The organism is Xanthomonas sp. MLO165 (assembly GCF_018831305.1).
GTDB lineage: Bacteria > Pseudomonadota > Gammaproteobacteria > Xanthomonadales > Xanthomonadaceae > Xanthomonas > Xanthomonas arboricola.
Genome location: NZ_CP029263.1, coordinates 1,300,733 through 1,323,421, shown reverse-complemented (window position 1 = coordinate 1,323,421; position 22,689 = coordinate 1,300,733). Strand labels below are relative to the sequence as shown.

17 protein-coding genes are annotated in these 22,689 nt (G+C 66.5%); 6 read left to right on the top strand and 11 right to left on the bottom strand.

Translation table 11 applies throughout. The features are described 5' to 3' along the window. Positions 1-313: 313 nt before the first annotated feature. A complete protein-coding gene (locus DGN21_RS05750) occupies positions 314-1,132 on the bottom strand; it encodes an HDOD domain-containing protein (RefSeq protein ID WP_054590888.1) in 819 nt (272 codons plus the stop codon). Positions 1,133-1,343: 211 nt separating this feature from the next. Continuing rightward, positions 1,344-2,936 (bottom strand): S9 family peptidase, encoded by a 1,593-nt coding sequence (locus DGN21_RS05745; protein WP_126967039.1) that lies wholly within the window; start codon positions 2,934-2,936, stop codon positions 1,344-1,346. A gap of 82 nt (positions 2,937-3,018) precedes the next feature. On the opposite strand from DGN21_RS05745, the gene DGN21_RS05740 reads away from it, so the two are divergent. Continuing rightward, positions 3,019-3,222 (top strand): hypothetical protein, encoded by a 204-nt coding sequence (locus DGN21_RS05740; RefSeq protein WP_080716326.1) that lies wholly within the window; start codon positions 3,019-3,021, stop codon positions 3,220-3,222. Between the two features lie 146 nt (positions 3,223-3,368). Here the strand turns inward: DGN21_RS05740 and DGN21_RS05735 are convergent, their stop codons facing one another. The 4 genes from DGN21_RS05735 to lexA form a co-directional block, all read right to left on the bottom strand. Continuing rightward, the gene (locus DGN21_RS05735) at positions 3,369-6,620 is read right to left on the bottom strand and encodes an error-prone DNA polymerase (protein ID WP_215825151.1); all 3,252 of its coding nucleotides are present in this window, start codon (positions 6,618-6,620) and stop codon (positions 3,369-3,371) included. A gap of 156 nt (positions 6,621-6,776) precedes the next feature. Further along, complete coding sequence (locus tag DGN21_RS05730; protein WP_215825150.1) at positions 6,777-8,195, bottom strand: DNA polymerase Y family protein; 1,419 nt, start codon at positions 8,193-8,195, stop codon at positions 6,777-6,779. Positions 8,196-8,204: 9 nt separating this feature from the next. Continuing rightward, a complete protein-coding gene (gene imuA, locus DGN21_RS05725; protein WP_024938648.1) occupies positions 8,205-8,858 on the bottom strand; it encodes a translesion DNA synthesis-associated protein ImuA in 654 nt (217 codons plus the stop codon). Position 8,859: 1 nt separating this feature from the next. Further along, positions 8,860-9,465 carry a transcriptional repressor LexA gene (gene lexA, locus DGN21_RS05720; protein ID WP_046341994.1) on the bottom strand — a complete coding sequence of 202 codons (606 nt, stop codon included), beginning with the start codon at positions 9,463-9,465 and terminating at the stop codon, positions 8,860-8,862. A gap of 161 nt (positions 9,466-9,626) precedes the next feature. On the opposite strand from lexA, the gene DGN21_RS05715 reads away from it, so the two are divergent. Further along, a complete protein-coding gene (locus tag DGN21_RS05715; RefSeq protein ID WP_016903820.1) occupies positions 9,627-9,848 on the top strand; it encodes an AbrB/MazE/SpoVT family DNA-binding domain-containing protein in 222 nt (73 codons plus the stop codon). 9 nt (positions 9,849-9,857) lie between these two features. After that, positions 9,858-10,283, top strand: a complete 426-nt coding sequence (locus DGN21_RS05710) for a type II toxin-antitoxin system death-on-curing family toxin (RefSeq protein ID WP_065031903.1) — start codon at positions 9,858-9,860, stop codon at positions 10,281-10,283. Positions 10,284-10,370: 87 nt separating this feature from the next. Here DGN21_RS05710 and DGN21_RS05705 read toward each other — a convergent pair whose 3' ends face one another. The 5 genes from DGN21_RS05705 to DGN21_RS05685 all read right to left on the bottom strand — a co-directional run bounded on the left by DGN21_RS05705 (position 10,371) and on the right by DGN21_RS05685 (position 18,260). Then, positions 10,371-11,675 carry a jacalin-like lectin gene (locus DGN21_RS05705; RefSeq protein ID WP_215825149.1) on the bottom strand — a complete coding sequence of 435 codons (1,305 nt, stop codon included), beginning with the start codon at positions 11,673-11,675 and terminating at the stop codon, positions 10,371-10,373. A gap of 109 nt (positions 11,676-11,784) precedes the next feature. Next, on the bottom strand, positions 11,785-13,101 hold the full coding sequence (locus DGN21_RS05700) for a histidine-type phosphatase (RefSeq protein WP_160955126.1): 1,317 nt from the start codon (positions 13,099-13,101) through the stop codon (positions 11,785-11,787). A 275-nt stretch (positions 13,102-13,376) separates the two neighbouring features. After that, positions 13,377-16,274: a TonB-dependent receptor gene (locus tag DGN21_RS05695; protein ID WP_065031905.1), complete on the bottom strand. Its 2,898-nt coding sequence runs from the start codon at positions 16,272-16,274 to the stop codon at positions 13,377-13,379. A 373-nt stretch (positions 16,275-16,647) separates the two neighbouring features. Beyond that, on the bottom strand, positions 16,648-17,670 hold the full coding sequence (locus tag DGN21_RS05690) for a FecR domain-containing protein (RefSeq protein WP_237474998.1): 1,023 nt from the start codon (positions 17,668-17,670) through the stop codon (positions 16,648-16,650). A gap of 65 nt (positions 17,671-17,735) precedes the next feature. After that, positions 17,736-18,260, bottom strand: coding sequence for an RNA polymerase sigma factor (locus tag DGN21_RS05685; protein ID WP_024938642.1), 525 nt, complete (start codon positions 18,258-18,260; stop codon positions 17,736-17,738). 248 nt (positions 18,261-18,508) lie between these two features. Between DGN21_RS05685 and DGN21_RS05680 the strand changes: the two genes are divergently transcribed. Genes DGN21_RS05680 through DGN21_RS05670 form a run of 3 tightly spaced genes read left to right on the top strand, consistent with a single transcriptional unit; the run spans position 18,509 to position 22,439 of the window. Further along, positions 18,509-19,084 (top strand): (2Fe-2S)-binding protein, encoded by a 576-nt coding sequence (locus tag DGN21_RS05680; protein ID WP_024938641.1) that lies wholly within the window; start codon positions 18,509-18,511, stop codon positions 19,082-19,084. Beyond that, positions 19,057-20,145, top strand: a complete 1,089-nt coding sequence (locus DGN21_RS05675; protein WP_024938640.1) for a xanthine dehydrogenase family protein subunit M — start codon at positions 19,057-19,059, stop codon at positions 20,143-20,145. Before DGN21_RS05680 ends, DGN21_RS05675 begins: the two co-directional genes overlap by 28 nt. Continuing rightward, complete coding sequence (locus tag DGN21_RS05670) at positions 20,142-22,439, top strand: xanthine dehydrogenase family protein molybdopterin-binding subunit (protein WP_160955124.1); 2,298 nt, start codon at positions 20,142-20,144, stop codon at positions 22,437-22,439. The genes DGN21_RS05675 and DGN21_RS05670 overlap by 4 nt, the downstream gene beginning before the upstream one ends. Positions 22,440-22,689: the final 250 nt, after the last annotated feature.

Here is a 22,689-nt window from a genome sequence, read left to right as displayed (position 1 = left end):
GCCATGAGCGACGCGCGCCGTGGCCGATAGGTGACAACGAGCGATGGACTCGTCATCACGTCCATCGCTCGTACCGGCAGTCGCCTGCCGCCCGTGCTGGCGGGACAATGCGCTGATGAGGGGTCGCGGATGAGGCCGCGCGCCCGTAAGGGCCGACTGGTCTGCTGCTGCAGCGGCCGGCACGCGTTGCCGTTACATCGCTATCGCCGTGAGCACTGGACGCTGCCGTTTTTTCTGCACGTCAGGGATCTGCTGCCGGCGATGGTGCGTCAGCGGCTGCGCCGACGCTGGCGACGTCGGCGCGGCTGTCCGATCAATGCAGCAGTTCGGCAAACGCGCGGTCGGCCTCGATCACGTCCGGCAATGCGGCGAACAAGGCATCCAGATCCACCGTGTCCATCAACGGACCGCGCACCGCCTCCAACGCCGCCGGCGTGGCGCCACCATGTGCACGCAGCGCATCGGATACCTGCACCGCCTGGGCGACCAGCAGCGGCATCCGCGCACCTTCCGGCGCAGCGGCCGGGCGGACCTGATAGGCGATCGCTTCCTGGATGACGGCGGGCAGCTGCCAGCGACGTACCAGCTCGGCGCCGACCTCCGGGTAGCCGAAGCCCAGCTGCAGGGTTTCTTCGGCGGCATGGCCAGCCGATGAGCTGTCGTGATTGATGCGGCTGGCGTAATCCGGCGCGCCGGACTGGATCAGCAGCTCGCCGATGTTGTGCATCATGCCGCAGGTAAACGCGGTTTCCGGATCCACGCCGTGCTGGCGCGCCAGCAGGCGGCAGATGCCGGCGACCTCGAAACTGTGCCGCCAGAACGCCTTCAGATCGAAGCCCGGGCCGGCGCGGAACGCGCCGGTCATCGCCGAGGCCAGCACCAGGGTGCGCAGCGTGTTGAAGCCCAGCCGCATGGCCGCGTCTTCTACGCTGGTGGAGTCGCGCAGGCCGTGGAAGCGCGCCGAATTGGCAAGCCGCAGCACCTTGGCGGCGATCACCGGATCGCGCTCGATGGTGTGCGCCAGCACATCGATGTTGGTTGCCGGATCGTCGAACCGGGCAATCAGGTCCTGCGCCACCTCGGGCACGGTGGGCAAGGTGTGCAACTGGTCGAACAACGCCTCCAACTTCATGATCGCCTCGTGGATGAAAGGTAAGCCAGCGCGGCCGCGCCGGCGTGCATGGTGTAGCACAGACCGGTTGGATGACGATGACCCGCCACGGCGGCTATTCACCCGCGCTTTTGCGTCATCGCCTTGTGGCGGGCTGCCCCGCCGGTCGCGTAGCGACGGCCATCATGGATGGCGCGGTCGACAAGATCCGGATATGCGTGCGTTGACGCGGTCAGTTCGCTTTGGCACCACCCAGCGACTTGGCCAGAAACGCCAGCAACTGCGTATAGAACGCACGCCGATGCGGCTCGGTATAGAACCCGTGGCCTTCGGTGTCGTAGTACAAGGTTTCCACCGGCGTTCCGGCCTGGCGCAATGCCGCCTCCATGCGCTTGCTGTGCTGGATCGGCGCGCGCTCGTCCTCACCACCGGCCGCCAGAAACACCGGGACCTTGATCTGCTTGGCCAGATGGACCGGCGAGCGTGCGGCCAGGGTTGCCGGATCGCCCAGCCATTGCTTCAGATAGTTCTCGCCTGAACCGCGCTTCTGGATGTCGCCGCTGGTGAACATCATCGGCAAATCGTAGACGCCGACATAGCCGGCCGCGCAGGCATACAACCCAGGTTCCTTGGCTGCCCCCATCAGGGCTGCATACGCCCCATAACTTGCACCAAAGATGCAGATCCTGCGCGCATCCGCATAGCCTTGCGTCACCGCCCAGCGCGTGGCGTCGGTGACGTCATCCTGCATGGTGCCGCCCCACTGGCGCGCGCCGGCATGCTGGAAAGCGCGGCCGTAATTGCCGGAACCACGGAAATTGATCTGCAGCACCGCATAGCCGGCCTGCGCCAGCAACTGCGCGTCGTCGTCGAACTGCCAGCTGTCGAAGATCTCGAACGGGCCGCCATGCGGCATCACCACCATCGGCAGGTTCTTTGCCGCGCCGGTGCGCGGCAGCGTGAGGTAGCCATGCAACGGCACGCCATCGCGTGCCTGCAGCGCGATGGGCTGCACGGTCGCGGTGCGCTCGGGATCGAACCAGTCGCGTCGGCTGATCACGTGCTGGGCTTTTTTCTCCTGCGTATCGAACACATAGAAATCGCCAGGGTTGCTGCCCGAATCGACCTGCAACATGACGTAGCGGCCATCGCTGGTACTGGAGGTGATACGCACGGCGTTGCCGGCGAAGGCGGCCTCCAGGCTGTGATACATCCGCGCCTCGGGGCCCTGCTCGTCGAAAAAGCGGCTGCGCGGACGGTCAGCCATGAAAATGGCACCCACCGGGATCGTGGTGCCGTTGCGATAGATGACGTCCAGTGGATCGGCCACTGCGTCACGCAGCACCTGTTCACGGCGATTGGCCTGGATGTCCCAAGCCACGATCGCATCGGGGCCATCGGCAGCCTGCACGCGCAGGTAGGCAATGCGCTCGTCCTGCGAAAAGCCCAGTGGGGTTTCGATGCGGCCGCTGGCCTGTTCGTCGTTGAGCAGCGTCCACTCGGTTCCACCACCAACGCGGTAATACAGCTTGCTGACATTGTCCGAGCCTGCGCCCTGCGCAAAACGCACCTCGCCATGGTGGTCGGTGGTGAAGCTGGCGCGCTGAATCGGGGCACGCGCCAGCGGAAGACGCCGACCTGTGTTGACGTCGAGCTTTTCTGCGCGCGTGTACGGGTCCTGCCCTGACAACGGCCAGATGCCGACGACCACGTTGCGATCGTCATCGGGCAAGGTATCGGTGAGGAATGCGGCAACTGCTTCGGTTTTCTTGACCTTGATGTTGGTGCCAAGCCCGGTGCCTCGAGCACGATAGCCCACCAGCAACTCGACACCAGTGCCATCGGCATTGATGGCATACAGCTCGCCGGTCGGCAACGGCTTGTCGAGCAGACCGTATTTCTGTGCGATGGAGATCAACACACGCGTCTCGCTGACCCAGGCAAAGTCGCTCACATACGTGTTCTTCTCCAGCACAAAGGTTGCGCCCATGCTGTTGTCCGAACGCCGCACGATCGCCAGCGCGGTCTTGTCTTCCATCGGCACGGTAGCGGCGAAAAACGCGCCGCTGGGCGATAGCTTGATATCGGCAAACTTGTCTTTTTTGATATAGGCGCCAACATCCACCTGCGCTGCGGCAGTGCCGGCAGCCATCAGCAACCCCAAGGCCGCAATAAAAATCCTTTTCCGCACGTACTGCTCCATGTCGTGTGCAAACTGAGCGCGAAATTTACCAGCAATCGCAGACCAGACAAAGTTTCAATGAAAATCGCGCGAGGGCAGCTGCATTTCGCCGAGCAGGTCGCTGAGGTCGTGCAGATCGCCGGCGATGAGATGCTCCACGCCGTCCACGCGCTCCCAGCGGCCGCGGACGGCCAGCAGGCGCGATTCCAGCAGTGCGCGGCGGCGGCGCAGCGCCAGGTGCGACCAGACGATGACGTTGATCATGCCGTGCTCGTCTTCCAGGGTGACGAAGATGGTGCCCTTGGCGGTGGCCGGGCGCTGGCGCTGGGTGACTAGGCCGGCGACATGCACGCCGCTGCCGTGACGGCGGCCCTGCAGGTCGCGCAGGCCGAGGATGCGCCGCTGCTGCATCTGGGGGCGCAGCAGTGCCATCGGATGCTGGCGCAGACTCAGGCCGACCGAGCGATAGTCGGCCAGGATCTCTTCGCCTGCGCGCGGGGCTTCAAACGTCACCGTGCGTTCTTCGGGGCTGCCCGGTAATAACGGCCGACGCGCTTCCACGCCAGCCATCGCCCAACGCGCAGCATTGCGATTGCCCACCATGCCCTGCAAGGCGCCGGCTTCGGCCAATGCCAGGCGCGCCTTTTCGTCGAGTGCGGCGCGCAGGCACAGATCGCCGATATCGGCGAAGGCCCGCTGCGCGCGTGCCGCGACAATGCGGTTGGCCACCACTTCCGATAACCCGGCGATCTGGCGCATGCCCAGCCGGATCGCCGGTTGCTCGCCGGGGTCGTCGTCGCTGCGCCAGGGCCGGCCACCGACCAGCGTGTTGTCCCAGTCGCTGTGCAACACGTCCACAGGCAACACCTCCACGCGCGCACGCTCGGGACTGCCGCGGCGTGCGTCCTGCACGATCTGACTGGCCGAGTAGAAGCCCATCGGCTGCGCATTGAGCAGCCCGCAGGCGAAGGCCGCCGGCTCATGGCGCTTGAGCCAGCAGCTGGCGTAGACAAGCTTGGCGAACGAGGCGGCGTGGCTTTGCGGGAAACCGTAGGAACCGAAGCCCTTGATCTGCTCGAAGATCTGGTCGATGAAGGTGGAGGCGTAGCCTTTGCCCTGCATGCGCTCGCGCACCCGTTCGCGGTGCTGTTCCATGTCGCCGCCGCGCCGCCAGGCGGCCATCGAGCGGCGTAGATTGTCCGCTTCGCTCTCGCTGTAATCGGCAGCGTGCATCAGCAGCTCCATCACCTGTTCCTGGAATAGCGGAACTCCAAGCGTCGGCTTGAGAATGTCCTCCACCTCTGGCGAGGGGTAGTTCACGTCCTCGCGCCCCTGCCGCCGGCGCAGATACGGGTGCACCATGTCGCCCTGGATCGGGCCGGGGCGCACGATCGCCACTTCGATCACCAGGTCGTAGAACACCGCAGGCTTGAGCCGCGGCAACATCGCCATCTGCGCGCGCGACTCGATCTGGAATACGCCGACCGTGTCGGCGCGCTGGATCATCTTGTAGGTCGGCTCGTCATTGCCTGGCAGCGTGGCAATGCTGTAATCGCGCCCGCGGTGGCCGCGTACCAGCTCCAGCGTCTTGCGGATGCAGGTCAGCATGCCCAGCGCCAGGCAATCGACCTTGAGCAGCTTCATGGTTTCCAGATCGTCCTTGTCCCACTGGATGATGGTGCGGTCGGCCATGGCGGCGTTTTCCACCGGCACCAGCAGCGACAGGGGTTGGTCGGAGATGACGAAACCGCCGACATGCTGCGACAGATGGCGCGGGTGATCGCGCAGTTGCTCGGTCACCGCAAGAATCTTGTTGATCAGCGGGTTGGCCAGATCGAACCCGGCCTCTTCGATGCGCTGTTCCATCGGCGTTTCGCCATTGCCCCAGCCATAGCAATTGGCCAGCAACGCAATCTGGTCCGGCGGCAGGCCGAACGCCTTGGCCACATCGCGCACGGCGCTCTTGCCGCGATAGCAGATCACCGTCGCCGCCAATGCCGCGCGTTCGCGGCCGTACTTGTTGTAAACGTACTGCAGCACCTCCTCGCGGCGTTCGTGTTCGAAATCGACGTCGATGTCCGGGGGCTCGTCGCGTTTTTCGGACAGGAAGCGTGCCATCAACAGACGCGTTTCATCCGGGTTGACCGCGGTGATGCCCAACGCATAACACACCGCCGAGTTGGCCGATGAGCCACGGCCCTGGCAGAGGATGTGCTGCTCGCGGGCGAAGCGCACCACGTCCTGCACGGTGAGAAAGAAGGCCTCGTAGCTCTTATGCGCGATCAGCGCCAGTTCCTTCTCGATGTCGGCGCGTACCTTTGGCGGCGTTCCATTCGGCCACCGCTCACGCATCCCCTCTTCGGTGAGCTGTCGCAGATAACTCGCCGGCGTATGCCCTTGCGGCACCAGTTCGCGCGGATAGGTGTATTCAAGCCTGGAGATATCGAAGCTGCAGCGCTGCGCCAGGTCCACCGCGGCCTGCAACAGCGCATCCGGGTAGATGTTGCCCAAGGCAAGCCGCGTGCGCAGATGGCGCTCGCCGTTGCGGAACAGGTGCGCGCCGCACTCGGCCAACGGCAAGCCGTGGCGGATGGCGGTCAGGGTGTCCTGCACGATGCGCTCGCGCCGCTGCGCCATATGCACATCGCCGCTGGCCAGAGCGGTCATGCCCAGTTGCTGCGCCAGCAGCTGCAAGGCGAGCAACCGCGCCGCATCGTCCTGTTCGCGGTGCAGTTCCACCGCCAGGAATGCACGCTCGCCGAACAGCTGCTGCAGCCAGGCGCCCTGCTCGGCCTGTGGCTGCGCACCGGGTAACCACAGCGCAAACACGCCGGGTTCCACAGCGCGAAACTGCGCCTCCACCTCGGCACGCCCGAGCCGATACGCGCCCTTGCTTGCCGCACGCCGCGCGGTGGTGATCAGCGCGCACAACTGCGGATAACCGTGCGCGTTTTCCACCAGCAGCACGAAGCGGGTGCCATCAACCAGGGTGAATTCGCTGCCGACGATCAGGCGCACGCCGGTGGCGCGCGAGGCTTCCAGGCCGCGCACGATGCCGGCCAGCGAGCACTCGTCGGTGATCGCCAGGGCGCTGTAGCCGCAGTGTTGCGCGCGCATGAACAATTGTTCGGCGCTGGAGGCGCCGCGCAGGAACGAAAAATCCGACAGGCAGTGCAGCTCGGCATAGGCAGGCAACCCATCGGCGACCATGGCATGGGCGATGTCGTCGTTTGCCGCGCGCAACCGCGCGGCGACCGTCCAGGCGCGCGGCATGCGCCCACCGGGCGTATCGCGGTCCACGCCGTCGACGGCATCATCCCAGCTCATGCGCGCACCTCTTCGACATCGCGCTGCCGCCACACATGCGCTGCAGATCGACACGTTGTGTTTGCTTCTTCGCTACGTGGCCTCGGACGCGTGCGGCACCGCTGCGATGACCAGCCCCGCAGGCAACGCTCGGCTGCTGCAAGGGCACGCAACCGATCATGCGAACCACCCGTGCAGCATCCAGCCATCGACACGGCCAGGAGCGGCGAACGCCCAGCCACGCCGGCCGCGCGCGGTTTCCACCACGTAGTAATCGCGGCGCGCCTCGTCGTCGTCCCACCAGCCGCTTTCCAGCCGCTCCGGGCCGGAGATGATGCGCAGCTGCGTTTCGTGCAGGGGCACCGGCTGCGGCAACAGCCAGGTCGGACGCGGCGGACGCGGCGGCGCCGCAACGTCGCGCACCGCATCGCCGATGGCGCGCCGCCAGGCACGTTCCGGGCGCGGGTCGTCGGCCGGCAGTACGCGGTACACCGCCTCATCGCCCAGCCGCGCGCGCAGGCGCTCGCGCAGCTGCGGCCACTCCACCGATTGCTGCGCACGTTGATCGAACAGATCGCGCATGGCCGGCACGAACGGTGGCAGCTGCCGCGCCAGCAGGCGCATCGCCACCACCGGGCGTGGGATCTCCACCCGCTCCAGCCGGTTACGCGCAAGCTCGAACAACAGCGTCGGCGCGCGCTCCGGCGTCAGCAAGCCGATCTCGACATCGGTGACGCCTTCCTCGTGTTCCAGCCGCAGCAGGAACCGTTGCACGCCGCCGTCGCGGATGGACAGGTAGGTGCACAGATCGCCGATCAGGCGCCGCAGCGGGAACAGCAGCGCCGGATGCATTTCCACCTCGTAGCCGAGCTCCACACGCTGGTCGAAGTGGTCCGGTGGCGCGTAGCACTCCAGGGGGTCGTCGACCTGGCCGTAGAGGCGGTCCAGATGCTCGAGCAGGCCCGCGCCGAACCGCCGGCGCAGCCCATCGCGCGGCAACGCGCGCACCGCCGCCAGCGTGCGCACGCCCATGTGTTGCAGGCGCTCGCCGGCATCGCCCGGCAACGCGGCGCGGCGTACCGGCACCTTGTCCAGCGTGGCGTGCAAGGCCGGCAACTGGGTCACCACCATGCCATCGCGCAAACCGGCCAGCACGCGCGCGGCGCGCGGCGTAGGTGCCAGTGCAAGCCGGTGCCGGAAGCCCAAGGCCTGCAGTTCATCGCGCAGGCGGCGCTCGAAACGCGGCCATGGACCGAACAACCGAAAACTGGCACCGGCCTCCAGCACGATGGCACGCGACCATTGCTGGCTCACCAACGAACTGTGCCGGTACGCCCACGCCGCGAGAAACCGCTGCGTGCGCGCCTCAGCCTGGGCCTCGTAATCGATGGTGCGTACATGGGACATCAGCGCATGCGCCGCCGACAGCCGCATGCCGGCTTTCAGTCCGGCGGCGGACGCCGCTGCATTGACCGAGTGCAGGCTGCGCAACTGCGCCGGCCCTTCCACCAACGCCAGCGGTGCGTCCGGATCTTCCAGACGCCGGAGGACGGCGTCCAGCGCCAGCTGCGGCAGCAAGATGCAGGCCCACAACATGCGCGCGCCTCAATGCGCCAGCCGCAACGGCTGCGACGGGACCTGCCCGCCGCGGCACTTGCGTACCTGCCAGGCATCGCGCTCGGGCAGGAATTCCAGCCGTAACGCCGCCGGCGATGCATTGACCGCATGCTTGCGATCGCGCAACGCGAACGCGCAGCAGTTGCCGCTGTCGGCGGCGACCTGCAGCCGCCGCAATGCGCGTGCATCGCCGGTCTGCGGCCAGCCCAGCACTGCCGCGCATGCGCCACTGCGCAGGCATTGCTCGAACGCCCACAAGGCATCGCGCGGCTCGGCCTGCACCACTTCCAGATGTTCCAGCACCACCCCGCCCGCCTGCCAGGCCGGCGCATAGGGAATGAACGGCGGCGCCACCAGCACCACCCGGCTGCTGGCGCCAGTCATGCGCGCCAGCGTGGGCAGCAACAAGGCGATTTCGCCCACGCCGTGCGCGGGCAGCAGCAACTCGGTCAGTGCCCGCCGCGGCCAGCCGCCATCGGGTAGCAGCGCATCCAGCGCCGCATGCCCGGTGGATTCACCGCCATGGGCGATGGCGGTGCCACGACCCGCTCGCCACACCGTGCGCGCGGCCAGCAGGGCGTCCAGCGGCAGCGCGACTGCCGCGTTGCCGTCCTGCCTGATGCGCGCGGGCTCCTGGCTCATCTCAACCCTGCCGGATCAGACCGCAGTACAGTCCTTCGATCGCGAAGTCGGCATCGGCCGCCACCACGATCGGCGCATGCGCGCGGTTGCGCGGCAACAGGCGGATGCGTTCGGCACCGCGCTCCAGCCGCTTGATGGTGATTTCGCCATCCACCCGCGCCACCACGATCTGCCCATCGCGCGCCTCGCTGCTGCGATGCACGCCGACCAGATCGCCGTCCAGGATGCCGTCGTCGATCATCGAATCGCCTTGCACCTGCAGCAGATAGTCCGGGCGCAAGGAGAACAGCGTGCGGTCCAGCCACAACTGCCGGTCCAGGCCGATATCCGCCCCGATCGGCACACCGGCCGCCACCCGGCCCAGCACCGGCAAGGCCAGCAAGGCATCGCGCGCGGCCCCGCCCGGCATGCGGATGCCACGCTTCTGATTGGGCAACAGCTCGATCAACCCGGCCTCGGCCAGCGCCTGCACGTGCTTTTGCGCGGCATTGCGCGAGGCGAACCCGAACGCCTGCGCAATCTCGGCCAGGCTGGGGGATACCCCTGCACGGGCCTGCTCCTGCAGGAAAGCCAGCACCGCCTGACGCTTGGGGGAGAGAGATTCCATGGGAGTGCAACGGCCGGCCGGGACAAGGTGTACATTTGTACACCTGTCGGTCGCAGCAGGCGAGATCGGCCCATGCAGGTTGCTGAGCCGCTTCAGCCAGGACGGGCTTGTGATCGGCTGGAGACGGAGTTATAACTTACGTACTAACGAGGGCGTCGACCATGAAGCTCAAGATCACCTCCATCGGCAATTCCGCTGGCGTCATCCTGCCCAAGGAACTGCTCGCCCGCCTGCGCCTGGGCAAGGGCGACGAACTCTATGCACTGGAAACGCCCGACGGCATCAAGCTGACCGCGTTCGACCCGACCCTGGCCGCGCAGATGGATGTGGCCGAGCAGGTGATGCGCAACCGCCGCGCGTTGCTGCACAAGCTGGCGCAATAAGGCTCGACCATGATCGTCTGGATCGAGCGGCCACTTGTCCTGGCCATCCACGATCGCCAGCTGGCCGAACACGGCGGCGGCAGCGGCGTGCGCGACGACGCCCTGCTCGACTCGGCACTTGCCAGACCAAAGCAACTGCTGTCCTACGGCGAGCCGCCACCGGACCTGGCTGCGCTTGCCGCCAGTCTTGCCTACGGATTGGGCCGCAACCATCCGTTTGTCGACGGCAACAAGCGCACTGCCGCCGTCGCTTGCGAAACCTTCATCGTGCTCAACGGAGCGACCTTGGCCGCCGATGATCTGGAACTCTACGGTTTCTACATCGGCCTGGCCGATGGCTCACTCGATGAAGCGGCCTGCGCCGCGTGGTTGCGCTCACGCCTGCGCTTGCGGCATCCAGATCGCGTGCACGAATCGGCGCCGTCATATGAGTGACTGGTAGCCCGGCAAGCCTACAGTGCAGCAGCCATCCATGGCGCGCATCGCTGCCCTGCCGCTGTCACTGAAAAACAGCGTCAGCGCCTAGTCCTTCGCATACACCACCCCCAGCTTGTCGATCTCCTCACCCGCGCGGCCAGTGAAACCGGCGATGTGCCAGCCGCTGGGAGCGCTCAGCGTGTAGCTCTCGCTGGTCGGGCTGCCCACCTGCACGCTGCGGCCTTTGTTGGTACGCAGGCTCAGTGAGAACAGGCGGGTGCGGTCGTTGTACTTTCCCACGGTGAAGGTGGCCGAGGACAGCGTTTCGTTGGCACCCAGCGACAGTGTGGTCGCCTGCCCGCCGCTGCCGCCATGCGCGAGCAGCTTGCCGCTGTCCAGGATCACGCCGACGCCATCCAGGCGTGCACCGCCGCGCAGGGTCACGCCACTGAGCGGACGCACGCCCGGGTTGCCGGCCAGATCGTTGAACGGAACGCCATGCGGACCACCGAACTGGTCGCTGGTGCGCAATCGGTCGCCCACGGCCCATCCGAATTGCGCATGCAGCGGGTAGTGGTCGGACAGCGGCTTGCCGGCGCTGTCATAGAAGCCGCCGCCATCGAGCTGGTAACGGTTGGCCACCAGGGTCAATTGCGGCGCATCGCGGTACAGGATCTTGTCGACCACTTCGCAGCTATTGGTGGGCGGCGTGCCGCACAACAGCGGTGCGGCGCCGGCCGCCGGTGCTGCGCCCTTGATCAGCTCCACCCACGGATCGGTCAAACCGTTGGAGGCGATCAACTCGCGGATGTTGTCGTCGCTGCGGGTGTAGCGCGTATTGGAATCCATCATCACCAGCACCGCATTGCCGGCCGACCAGGTCTGGATGAACTGCGAGAGTTGGCCGATATTGGCGCGACGTGCGGACAGGTCGCCCGCTTCGACCCCGGCATTGGGGTGCGCGTTGTAGACGTCCAGTAACACGCCGTCTGCCAGGCGCACGCGCATGTAACTGAAACCCTTCGGGGTCAGGCAGTCGGTGCCGTTGCACTGGTTCCACTTGACCCGGGTGAAGTCGTTGAAGGGATAGTTGCTGAGCGTGTTGAGGCCGTCGCCGAACGCGGCACCGCCACTGGTGGCAGTGCGGTAGGGATGCGCGTCGCCGGCGTACAGCGTGGCGTGGTAGTTGAAGTCTTCCTGCACGTTGACCAGCCCGTAAGGCGCCAGTTTCGGTGCGAGCAGTGCGGTGTTGGTGGCCGGCGTTCCGCTGGACAGGCCTTCGGGCAGGCCGGCGACGTTGTAGGTCAGTACGTCGAGTACGCCGACGTCCGTTTGCGCCTGGGCGATGTCTGCGCAGGCAAGACCGAAAGTGATTCCGAGACTGACGAGAGTACGTCGCTGGTGGAGCATAAATCGCCTCTTGCAGTGATGAGAAACAGCGGCTGGCACGGTGGCCAGGGAAACGGCGCCGATGCGCCGATGCAACCACGCGCGCCGACCGCGGCCGGCGCGCGCGGCGTCATTCGCTCAGGTAATGCGGGTCGATCGCGGCGTCGATCAATGTCGCCAGGGCTGGTAGCGGGCAGTCGTACTCCGGGGTGGCGCTGCTGCAGCCGGGAATGAACACCGGCGATGACGGCGGCGGCGCCTGCAGTGTCAGTGCGCGCCGTTCGCGCAGTTGCGCCAGCGTCTGCGCGGTGTAGCGCAGGCGGATCACCCGCTGCCCATCGGCACGCCGCCAGCGCTCGAAGACCAAGGCGCCGCCAGGCACGGTCTGGTCGGGTTGGTAACCAGGCAATTGCCAATGCAGATCGAACATGCCGGCCAGCAAGGTCAGCGTGCCGTCGTGACCGGACAGCACCACCAGCCGTGCATCGCCACCGATCGGCGTTGTGTGCGATGGATTGCGATTGCCACTGGCAACGCTGCCTTGCTGCAATGTCGCCAGCAGCCGCGCCGCCAGCGGCGTACTGGCCATGCGCGCCACCGTCGGCGCACGCAGGCGCAGCGCGAACTCGGCCTGATGCGGTGCGAACGCGCGCAGCAGACTGGCTTCGTCCACGCCTTGCCATCCCAACGCGGCAAAGTCCTGGCCGTCGGCCCAGCCCATCAACAGGCTTTCGCTGATGCCGGAGGCTGCCGGTGCCGGGCCTTGGACACCGGCGATTCCGTCGTGGGCAGCGCCCATGCCTGCGGGCACCGCATCCAGGCGTTGCTTGCCGGCACCGGCCTGGGTCAGGCACGGCCGCTGCGCGCATTGCAGCAACAGTTGCTGCAAGCTGTCGATCGCATCGCGTTGCGCCGCATTCCAGGCGACCACATCGCCACCGACGCGGCCGGCAATGGCCGCGCGCATCAACGCCGCCGCAGCGGGTTGTCGCAATGCCGGCGCGCCGTCAAACAGTGGATCGGACGCGTCATCGGCCACGTGGTGCACCGTGTTCGTACACCCCGGGGTGAGCGTGCTTGCCAACGCACGCGCCGAGGCGATGGTGCGCTGGGTGCGATTGGCCCAGTAGTAGACATTGGCGCAGCCATCGCCATCGAACAGACCCAGCGGCGTGTAACGGGCGCGGTAGTAGGCACCGAATAATGCCTCCAGACGCGCACCGTTTGCGGTCAGGTGGCCGGCCGGCACATCGAAGCGTGGCCAGGGACGTGCGGAATAGCGACCCAGTTGCTCCGGGCTGGACATCGCCGCACGCACGCCGTGGCGCTTGAGGATGACGACTTTCTCAAGCGTCTCCGACGTGGCGGCGGCAGGCGCTACCGGCGTAGCCAGGCCGGCCACGATCAAGACAAAAAAACCGATACAGCTACGAAGCAGTAATGACATGAGTGGTCTCAACACGTGATGCAGGTGCTGCACACCGCGATACGCGGCGATGTGCCGCTGGCAACAGCGCCACAGCCGAAGTCATGGCCCTTGCAGATGGCGCCTTGCAGCAAGGCGCCCGGTGGCGGCATTGGCTGCCGCCAACAGACTGGATCGGCGATCACGACGGCTGCGCTCGTCGCAAGGCCTTCATGGCGGTATGTCACCCGCAAGCGCAGCGCCCCCGATGCACACCGCACGTCGCTGGCAACTGCCCGTCAGGTCTCCAGCCCTTGTCAAAAGCGCGCGCGCAACCCCAGCGACCAGGTGCGGCCGTAGTCGGTATAGCCGCCGAACAAGTGATCGCCAACGAACTGGCGCTGCACTTCGCCGGTGAGATTGATCGCGTTGACGAATACCGAGAGCGTGTCGTTGACCTTGTAGGCGACATTGGCATCCAGGCTGCCGAACCGGTCGCTGTTGAGCGTGGCCACATTGGCGGTACCCACCGCGTTGAGGATGTCGTCGCTCCAGCTGTAGCTGACGCGCGCCATCAACGGCCCCTTCTCGTAAAACAGCACGGCGTTGTAGGTGTTCCTGGCCACGCCTTCCAGGCTGTCGGTGAAGCTGCCGGTGCCGTCGTGATAGGTCGCCTTGCTGTCGGTCCAGGTGTAGTTGAGCTGCATGCCCAGGCCGTCCAGCGGCGACGGCAGGCCGCTGAAGACCTGCTGATACGCCACTTCCGCGCCTTGCACCATCGCCTTGCTGCCGTTGGTCTTGGACGACAGCAGATAGGTCTGGCCTTGGTAGACCAGGTTGGACATCTGGGTCTGGATGAAGCTGGAGATGTCCTTGTAGAACAGACCGCCGGTCAGTGCCGAGGTGCCGTCGATGTACCACTCGAAGGTCAGGTCGTACTGCCACGCTTCGAAGGGCTGCAGCGCTGGGTTGCCGCCGCTGGCGGTGAGGCGTTCGCCACTGGAATTGAAGGTCAGCTTGGACGACAGATCGGTAAGGTCCGGGCGCGTGATCACCTTGGCCGCGGAAGTCCGCAGCACCATGTCCTCGCGCACATCCCAGGCCGCGTTGAACGAAGGCAGCACATTGGTATAGCTGCGCTCGAAATGCACCGGCTGTGCGCTGCCGTTGACATCGGCATGGCCATCGGTGGCCTGCTCGGTGCGCACCACGCGCGCGCCGACATTACCGCGCAGCTCGCGGCCCGCCAGCTGGGTGGCGAAGTTGCTCATCGCGTACGCCGAGGCGATCTTTTCCTGCACCTCGTAGGAATTCTGCAGGTCGGCGCTGTTGGGCGTGTTGCTCAGATCGGCGCTGGTCGGCCAATTGCCCCAGAACGCGGATTCGATCGGCGCCAGCCATTGCCGCGGCAGGTTGCCGTTGGCGTCCGACAGCATGTCGCCCACCGGCAACGCGGTGAAATAGCTGCCCGGGAAACGTACCCCGGCAATGCTGTTGAGCAGCAGGTCGGCGCGATCGTAGGTGCGCGAGCGCTGGCGGTACTTGGCGCCCACCTTGAAGTCGCGAAAGAAGCTGCCGTCGAGTGTGCGCCTGGCATCGAACTGCAGCGCGTCTTCCTTGTCGCGCGCATCGATCTCGCGCCATTCCAGCCGGCGCCCTGCCACGGTGGCCGGGTTGGTCGGATCGAAGCCGTTGGTGAAGCTCCAGTCCGGTACGTTGTCGCCGTCGGCTTGCGGCATGTCCACGCGCATCGACAGGTTGGTGCCGCTGCGCAGACGGGTGCGCCGGATCGGGTCGGAGTCGTAGCTGTGCGCCTGCGAGTGGAACGCCACTGCGCCCAGTGTCCACTGGTCGCCGCTCCAGGTGCTGGACAGGCGTGCGCTGCGGTTGTCGTCGGTGATACCGGAGGTCTCGCGCGAGATCTGCACCTGGCCGTTGCGATAATCGAAGCCGGTGATACCGCCATTTTCCACCCGCAGATTGCTCAGCTTGGCCAGGCTGTCGAAGCCCACGCCCATGCTGTATTCGTCGTAATGCACGGTCTGCCTGGCGTAGAGCAGATCCAGGTTGGTCTCCCACGCCGCGCTGGGCTTCCATTGCAGCGAGGCCGCCACGCCGGTGCGCTCGCGCTCTTCCAGTTCCAGCGTCGGGCGCAGGCCGGTCGGCACATAATTGGCACCGGGCACACCCGGCACGCCGTTGCGGTAATAGTCCCAGCTCACCTCGTTGACGCGGTCCTGGCGCAGCGTGCGTTGCGCATACGCGCCGGAAATCAGCATGCCGAAGGTACCCTCGGCATTGACCCAGTTGAACAGCCCGGAGACGCGCGGATCGTTAGCCTGGGTGCGCTGGGCCTGGCTGGATTCCAGCGATACGTTGGTCAGTGTCTTGCCCAGCTCCAGCGGGCGGAATGTACGCACGTTGACAATGCCGCCGATGGCGCCTTCGTCCAGGTCGGCGGTGGGGCTCTTGATCACGTCCAGCCCGGAGACCAGTTCGGCCGGCAGCGTGTCGTAGCGGAATTGCCGCCCGGTCTGGCCGGAGGTGCGCACGTTCTCGTTGACCGCCATGGTCTGGCCGTTGAGCGTGGTGACCTGGAAATTCGGGCCCAGGCCGCGCACGCGCACGTACACGCCTTCGCCGCGGTCGCGCACGATCGACACGCCCGGCACGCGCTGTAGCGCCTCGGCCACGTTCTGCGCGGGCAGCTTGCCGATGTCTTCGGCGGCGATCACATCCACCACGCTGTCGGCGTAGCGTTTCTGGCGCAACGCGGCGCTGAGGCTGCCGGCGTAACTGCCGAGCACCTGGATGCTGTCCAGTTCCTGCACCGGCGCGTCTGCACGCGGCACCGGTGCCGTGGCGACCGCGGCCGTTGCCGGAGCCGCTGGCGGCAGGCCGGGCGCCGGCTCGGCGGTTTCGATCGTCACCGTGGTCGCATCGAGATAGCGGTAGCGCAGGCCGGTACCGTCGAGCAATTGCTGCAGGGCCTGCTCGGGTGCGACGCCGGCCGCGGTGGCGCGGGTCTGCGGGTTGCCGGCCACGCCGGCGGCATAGACAAACTGCAGCCCGGTCTGGCGCGACAGCGCATTGAGCGCGCGCGCCAGGGGCTGGGCCGGAATCGCATCGACCGCGACGGTGGCAGCAGCCGTCTGGGCGCCAGCGGTACCGGCATGCAGGGCGAGAGCGATCGAAAGAAACAACGTACGGCGCATCGTGAAATCCAGTAGGGGAGGAAGCAATGCGCAACACCACCCGCCACGCGGGGAATGCTGCGTTGTACCTGGACTACGAGCATCGACAGCGACGATCGGGCACCGTTTTTTGATGAATTTTCTGTGACATCTGCGCAGGCACCGAACGGTGCGGGCACGACGCACGGCATCTGCATCGCGCTGCGCCTTGCGTGCACGAGGACGTGAGGTCTTGCATGTGCGTGGACGCAGCCGCAGACGGCCATCGGCATGCACGCGGCGCAATGGCATCGGCAACCCCATCCACTGCGCGCAGGATCAATGCATGTGGGCTACGCGCGCGATGCGGCATGCGCACGCGCTGCACGCATTACGGCGTCGTGCAGCGCCGTGGCTATCGCGTCGCCGTTCCCGGCGCAGGCCGGCTGCTCACGCGCAGCATCCCCGGCGCGCTGACCACGCGCAGGTTCGGCTGGCCATCCAGGAAGGCACGCAGCGCGGCAAGATCGTCACCGCGCAGATTACCGGTGAGCCGCAGCGCACCGGCGGCAGCATCGTCGATCGACAAACGCGTGCGGTTGAGGCGATTGAAGTCTTCGGCCACTGTGGCCAGCGGCGCGTCGCGGAACACGATGCGCCGCTGCCGCCAGGCATGCATGGCGGCCACCTCTTCGCTGGCCAGTTCGATCTTGCCGGTGGCCGCATCGATCCGTGCGCTCTGCCCCGCTCCCAGGTCGGCGAGCATCGGCTGCCCATCGCGCGCGTCGCGCCAGACATGGACACGGCCCTCGGCGACCTCGATGCGTGCCTGGTGTTGATACAGGGCGATATTGAAGGTGGTGCCGATATCCTCGACACGCAGATGGCCTGCATGCACCTGCAACGGGCGCCGATCCGGCGCGACCACGAAGCTGGCCTGGCCACGCAGCAGCTGCAGGTGGCGGCTCCACGGCGTCATGGTGGCACGCAGGCTGCTTTGCCCATTCAAATGCACCACGCTGCGGTCGGCCAACTGCACGCTGCGCTGCTCGCCGTGCGCAGTGGCGTAGGTCTGCGTGCGTGGCCAGGCCCAGCCGGTCAGGATCGCCACGCCGCACAGCGCCGCGGCCAGGCCCATGCGCCAGCTGCGCATGCGTGCATTGGGTTGGCCTTCGCTGCGGCGCGGCCGGGCAGCGGGTTGCGGTGCTGGCTGAACTTGTGACCGCAGCGGCAGCGCGATCACGTTGGGCGGCGCGGCATCGGCAGTCTTGCGCCGGTCGGCAGCAAGCAGGGCATCCACGTCCAGGTCCATGCCACGTATGGCATCGCCCAGATCGCCGGCCACACGCAGCACCGCCATGTATTCGCGTACATGCAGCGGCGATGCGGTCAGCCATTGCAGAAAGCCGGCCTGTTGCGTCGCATCCAGCGCCTGCATGCGTTGCAGCGCGTGCCAGTGCGCGGCTTCACCGACAACGCTGCGGCTCGGTAACACCGGCTTGCTCACCAGCTGTCCCCGCTGTCGGCAACCGCCCGTCGGCAGGCCGACAAGCCACGCACCACATGCTTCTTGACCATATGCGCAGACACCCCCATGCGCTCGGCGATCTGCTTGTAACTGAGCCCGTCGCGGTACTGCATCACCAATACCGCGCAGGTGCGCTCCGGCAACGTGGCCAGCAGGGCCTGCAGGCGTTGCTGGCGCTGCTGCCGGTGCGCGGCGTCTTCCACGTCGTCGCCTGCGGCCAGCAACTGCGAAAACTGTTCCATCTCGTCGATGCGCAGTGGCGCCTGCTTGCGTCGCGCGGCCTGCTCGCGCGCCAGGTTCAGCGCCACCGTGTACAGATACGCCTCGGGATTGGCGATCGCCTCGCCCTGATCCTGATGCGCACGCAATAGCCGCAGATAGGTTTCCTGCACCAGGTCTTCAGCATCCTCGTTGGCGCCGCGACGCACGAAAAAGCCACGCAGCACCGATCCGTGCTGGGTGAACACCTGCGTCCAGGCGCGGGTGGCGTTGGCTTTCATGCGGCGCGTTCCCCTGTGCGCTGGGCCGGCTAGCCTGGCCAATGCAGGTGACACCACGATGACGCACCGACGATTGGCACCGGCCTGCGATCAAGCGATGTCATGCGCAGCAACGCCGCCATGTTCCGCGCATGACCACGCTCAGGCTTCACGCACGCGTGAAAGAGACCTCACTCACCTACACCACACCTTGACCACGCAGGCATCAAGGTGAGGGTCCTCCTCTCAGCCATCGCCACGGGGTTCGCATGAATGCCACACCCGCCACTGCCACGCATCTGGCGCCGGCCACCGCCACTGCTGCGCCGACCTACCCGGTCAACCTGCGCATCAATGGCCAGCCTTACCAATTGCAGCTCGAAGCCTGGGTCAGCCTGCTCGATCTATTGCGCGACCGGCTCGACCTCACCGGCACCAAGAAAGGCTGCGACCACGGCCAATGCGGCGCCTGCACGGTGCTGGTCGATGGGCGCCGCATCAACAGCTGCCTGACGCTTGCGGTCATGCAGGACGGCGCCGAGATCACCACCGTCGAAGGCCTGGCCGAGGGCGAACAGCTGCATCCGCTGCAGCGTGCCTTCATCGAGAACGATGCCTTCCAGTGCGGCTATTGCACGCCCGGGCAGTTATGCTCGGCAGTGGGCCTGATCAATGAAGGCAAGGCGCACGACCGCGACCAGGTGCGCGAGTTGATGAGCGGCAATCTGTGCCGCTGCGGTGCCTACCCGCAAATCACCGATGCGGTGATGCAGGTCATGGGCAAGCCCAGCGACAGCAGCGAGAGCGCCGCCACACCGTGGACGCCAGGGACGGTGCCGGCATGATTCCGCTCACCTATACGCGCGCGGACAGCGTCGATGCGGCGCTGACTGCCCTGTCGGTGCGCGGCAGCGACCCGCACCCGGTGCCCGCCGAAGCCCCGGTGCGCCTGATCGCCGGCGGCACCAATCTCACCGACTTGATGAAGCTGCAATTGATGCGGCCGGGCAGCCTGGTCGATATCAATCGCCTGCCGCTGGACAGCATCAGTGCGCTCCCCGAAGGCGGCCTGCGCCTGGGCGCACTCGCACGCAATGCCGACACCGCCTATCACCCGGACGTGGAGACGCAGTACCCCTTGCTGAGCGCGGCGATCCTGGCCGGCGCCTCGCCACAGATCCGCAACATGGCCAGCAACGGCGGCAACCTGCTGCAGCGCACCCGCTGCCTGTACTTCTACGACCACGCCACCCCGTGCAACAAGCGCGCACCCGGCACCGGCTGCTCGGCGATCGGCGGGCTCACCACCTATAACGCCATCCTCGGCGCCAGCGCGCAGTGCATTGCCACGCACCCGTCGGACATGTGCGTCGCGCTGGCTGCGCTGGACGCAGTGGTGCACGTGCAAGGCCCCAACGGGGAGCGCGACATCCCGTTCGCGCAGTTCCACCGCCTGCCCGGCGAGCACCCGGAGCTGGACAGCACCCTGGCCCCGGACGAGTTGATCGTGCATATCGACCTGCCCGATGCACAGCGCTTCGTCGCGCATAGCGCCTACCTGAAGATCCGCGAGCGCCTGTCGTATGCATTCGCGCTGGTGTCGGTGGCGGCGGCGCTGGACCTGGCCGAGGACGGCAGCATCCGTGAGGTGCGCGTGGCCCTGGGCGGCGTGGCGCACAAGCCCTGGCGCAACCCCGACGCCGAAGCGCAGCTGGTGGGCAAACCGGCCACGGCCGAGAGCTTCGGCAGCCTGGCCGATGCCTTGCTGCAGGGTGCGCAACCGCAAGGCAACAATGCCTTCAAGCTGCCGCTGGCACGCCGCGCGATCGTGCGTGCCCTGGACGTCGCCCGCGAGGGCACCATCGACAACCGCGGGCGAACCAGCGCGCTGGAGGAAGCGCCATGAACGCACGCAGCACCGATCTACCCGACAACGACCTGATCCCGCCGGTTGCCGACAGCGGCACCGGCTATCGCCCCACCGGCACCGGCGTCACCCGCATCGACGGGCGTGCCAAGGTCACCGGCCAGGCACGTTATGCCGCCGAATGGCCGGTGGCGGATCTGGCCTATGGTGTGGTGGTCAACAGCAGCATCGCCAAGGGCGAGATCGTCGCCTTCCATCTTGATGCCGCGCGTGCGGTGCCGGGCGTGCTGGAGATCGTCACCCATGAGAACCGCCCGCATATGCGCGGCATGGATGTGTTCTACAAGGACATGACCGCACCGGCCGGTTCGCCGTTCCGGCCCCTGTACGACAACAAGATCCTGTACAGCGGCCAGCCAATCGCCCTGGTGGTGGCCGACACTTTTGAAGCGGCGCGCCACGCGGCCCACCTGGTGGAGGTGGAACTGCTGCAGGACCCGCACGACACCAACCTGATGACCAACCTGGACCGCGCGCACAAGCCCAAGGCCATGAAGGCTGGTTTCTCGCCGCCGCCCAAGGACAAGGGCGAGCCGGACACCGCCTTTGCCAATGCCGCTGTCCAGGTGCAGGCCGACTACTACAGCGGCGTGGAGCACCACAATCCGATGGAGCTGTTCGCCTCCACCGTGATCCGCGATGCCGATGGCCACTTCACCATCTACGACAAGACCCAGGGCTCGCAGAACAGCCGCTGGTATGTCTCACATGTGTTCGGCCTGAGCAAGCGCAAGGTCACCGTGCGCAATCCGTACGTGGGCGGTGCCTTCGGTTCCGGGCTGCGCCCGCAGTATCAGTTGCCGCTGGCGGTGATGGCGTCGATCCTGCTGGACCGCTCGGTGCGCGTGGTGCTGACGCGGCAACAGATGTTCACTTTCGGCCATCGCCCGGAGACATTGCAGCGGCTCAAGCTCGGCGCCGACCGCGACGGCAGCTTGCGTGCGATCTGGCACGAGGCCATTGCCGAGACATCGCGCATCGAGGATTACGTCGAGGTGGTGGTCAACTGGAGCGGGCAGCTGTATGCCTGCGACAACGTGCATCTGGGCTACAACCTGGTGAGCCTGGACCAGTTCAGCCCGATGGACATGCGCGCACCCGGCGCCGCACACGGCGTGCATGCGCTGGAAGTGGCGATGGACGAGCTGTCCTATGAGCTGGGCATGGATCCGCTGGCGCTGCGCCTGAAGAACTATGCCGAGGTCAACCCGGCCGACGACAAGCCCTACTCCACCAAGGCGCTGCGCGCGTGCTACCAGCAAGGTGCCGAACGCTTCGGCTGGGCGCAGCGTCCGCTGCAGCCGCGTGCACGCAAGGAAGGCAACGAGTGGGTCGGCTGGGGCATGGCCACCGGTCAATGGGATGCGATGCAGATGTTTGCGCGCGCGCATGCGGTGCTGCACGCCGATGGCCGGCTGGTGGTGAGCAGCGCAGCCAGCGATATCGGCACCGGCACCTATACGGTGATGGCGATGATCGCGGCCGAAGCACTGGGCCTGCCGCTGGAACAGGTCACTTTCCAACTCGGCGATTCGACTCTGCCGGTCGCACCGATCGAAGGCGGCTCGTCGCATGTGACCACGGTGGGCTCGGCGGTGGATGGCGTGTGCGCGAAGCTGCGCGCACGGTTGCTGCGCCTGGCGCAGGCGTTGCCGAACTCGCGCTTTGGCAAGGCCAAGCTGGACGAGGTGGTGTTTGCCGACGGCACGCTGGCCTTGCGCGCCGATGCCGGCACCACCATTGCCTTGACCGAATTGTTGCGTGCAGCAGAACTGGAACAGATCGAAGACAAGTTCCTGCTGCTGCCCAATGTGCTCAAGCAACGCAAGTACACCCGTGCCACCCACGGCGCGGTGTTTGTGGAAGTGCGGGTGGATGAAGAGCTGGGCACGGTCCGCGTCACCCGCGTGGTCAGCGCGGTTGCAGCCGGGCGCATCCTCAACCCGATCACCGCGCGCAGCCAGATCGTCGGCGGCGTGGTCTGGGGCATCGGCCAGGCGCTGCACGAACACACCCAGTCCGATCATCGCTTCGGTCGTTTCATGAATCACGATTTTGCGATGTATCACGTCTCGGCCAATGCCGACATCCACGACATCGATGTGATCTTCGCCGACGAGGACGACCGCATCGTCAGCAGCCTGGGCGCAAAAGGCGTGGGCGAAATCGGCCTGGTCGGTGTTTCGGCGGCGATCTGCAATGCGATCTTCCATGCCACCGGCAAGCGCATCCGCAGCACCCCGATGACGCCGGACAAGGTGATGGCGGACTGAGACCTGCACTTGCAGGTGCCTACGCCCTATCAGGTAGAGCGATCTGCCTGAGGGCGGACGCGCCTGCAGCGTGTTGTCGCTGCAGCGTCCGCGACGACCGCAGGCGCGACACTCAGATCAGCCGCGTGTCGGTGGTGCCGAACCGGCGCAGACGGCGCGTCCAGCTGATTAGTGGATGTGTTTTTTGGAGGCTCCAGCGTCAGCGGCACGAAAGTGCCGCTGGTGGTCGACGCAGCGCGTCCAACAAACC

Coding starts and splice junctions, on each gene's coding strand:
- DGN21_RS05735 (WP_215825151.1), bottom strand. CDS start 6,620: ATGAGCTGGGATGATGCCGTCGACGGCGTGGACCGCGATACGCCCGGT.
- DGN21_RS05670 (WP_160955124.1), top strand. CDS start 20,142: ATGAACGCACGCAGCACCGATCTACCCGACAACGACCTGATCCCGCCG.
- imuA (WP_024938648.1), bottom strand. CDS start 8,858: ATGAGCCAGGAGCCCGCGCGCATCAGGCAGGACGGCAACGCGGCAGTC.
- DGN21_RS05740 (WP_080716326.1), top strand. CDS start 3,019: ATGGAGATCAACACACGCGTCTCGCTGACCCAGGCAAAGTCGCTCACA.
- DGN21_RS05690 (WP_237474998.1), bottom strand. CDS start 17,670: ATGCAGGCGCTGGATGCGACGCAACAGGCCGGCTTTCTGCAATGGCTG.
- lexA (WP_046341994.1), bottom strand. CDS start 9,465: ATGGAATCTCTCTCCCCCAAGCGTCAGGCGGTGCTGGCTTTCCTGCAG.
- DGN21_RS05705 (WP_215825149.1), bottom strand. CDS start 11,675: ATGCTCCACCAGCGACGTACTCTCGTCAGTCTCGGAATCACTTTCGGT.
- DGN21_RS05750 (WP_054590888.1), bottom strand. CDS start 1,132: ATGAAGTTGGAGGCGTTGTTCGACCAGTTGCACACCTTGCCCACCGTG.
- DGN21_RS05685 (WP_024938642.1), bottom strand. CDS start 18,260: ATGAAAGCCAACGCCACCCGCGCCTGGACGCAGGTGTTCACCCAGCAC.
- DGN21_RS05695 (WP_065031905.1), bottom strand. CDS start 16,274: ATGCGCCGTACGTTGTTTCTTTCGATCGCTCTCGCCCTGCATGCCGGT.
- DGN21_RS05700 (WP_160955126.1), bottom strand. CDS start 13,101: ATGTCATTACTGCTTCGTAGCTGTATCGGTTTTTTTGTCTTGATCGTG.
- DGN21_RS05680 (WP_024938641.1), top strand. CDS start 18,509: ATGAATGCCACACCCGCCACTGCCACGCATCTGGCGCCGGCCACCGCC.
- DGN21_RS05715 (WP_016903820.1), top strand. CDS start 9,627: ATGAAGCTCAAGATCACCTCCATCGGCAATTCCGCTGGCGTCATCCTG.
- DGN21_RS05710 (WP_065031903.1), top strand. CDS start 9,858: ATGATCGTCTGGATCGAGCGGCCACTTGTCCTGGCCATCCACGATCGC.
- DGN21_RS05730 (WP_215825150.1), bottom strand. CDS start 8,195: ATGTTGTGGGCCTGCATCTTGCTGCCGCAGCTGGCGCTGGACGCCGTC.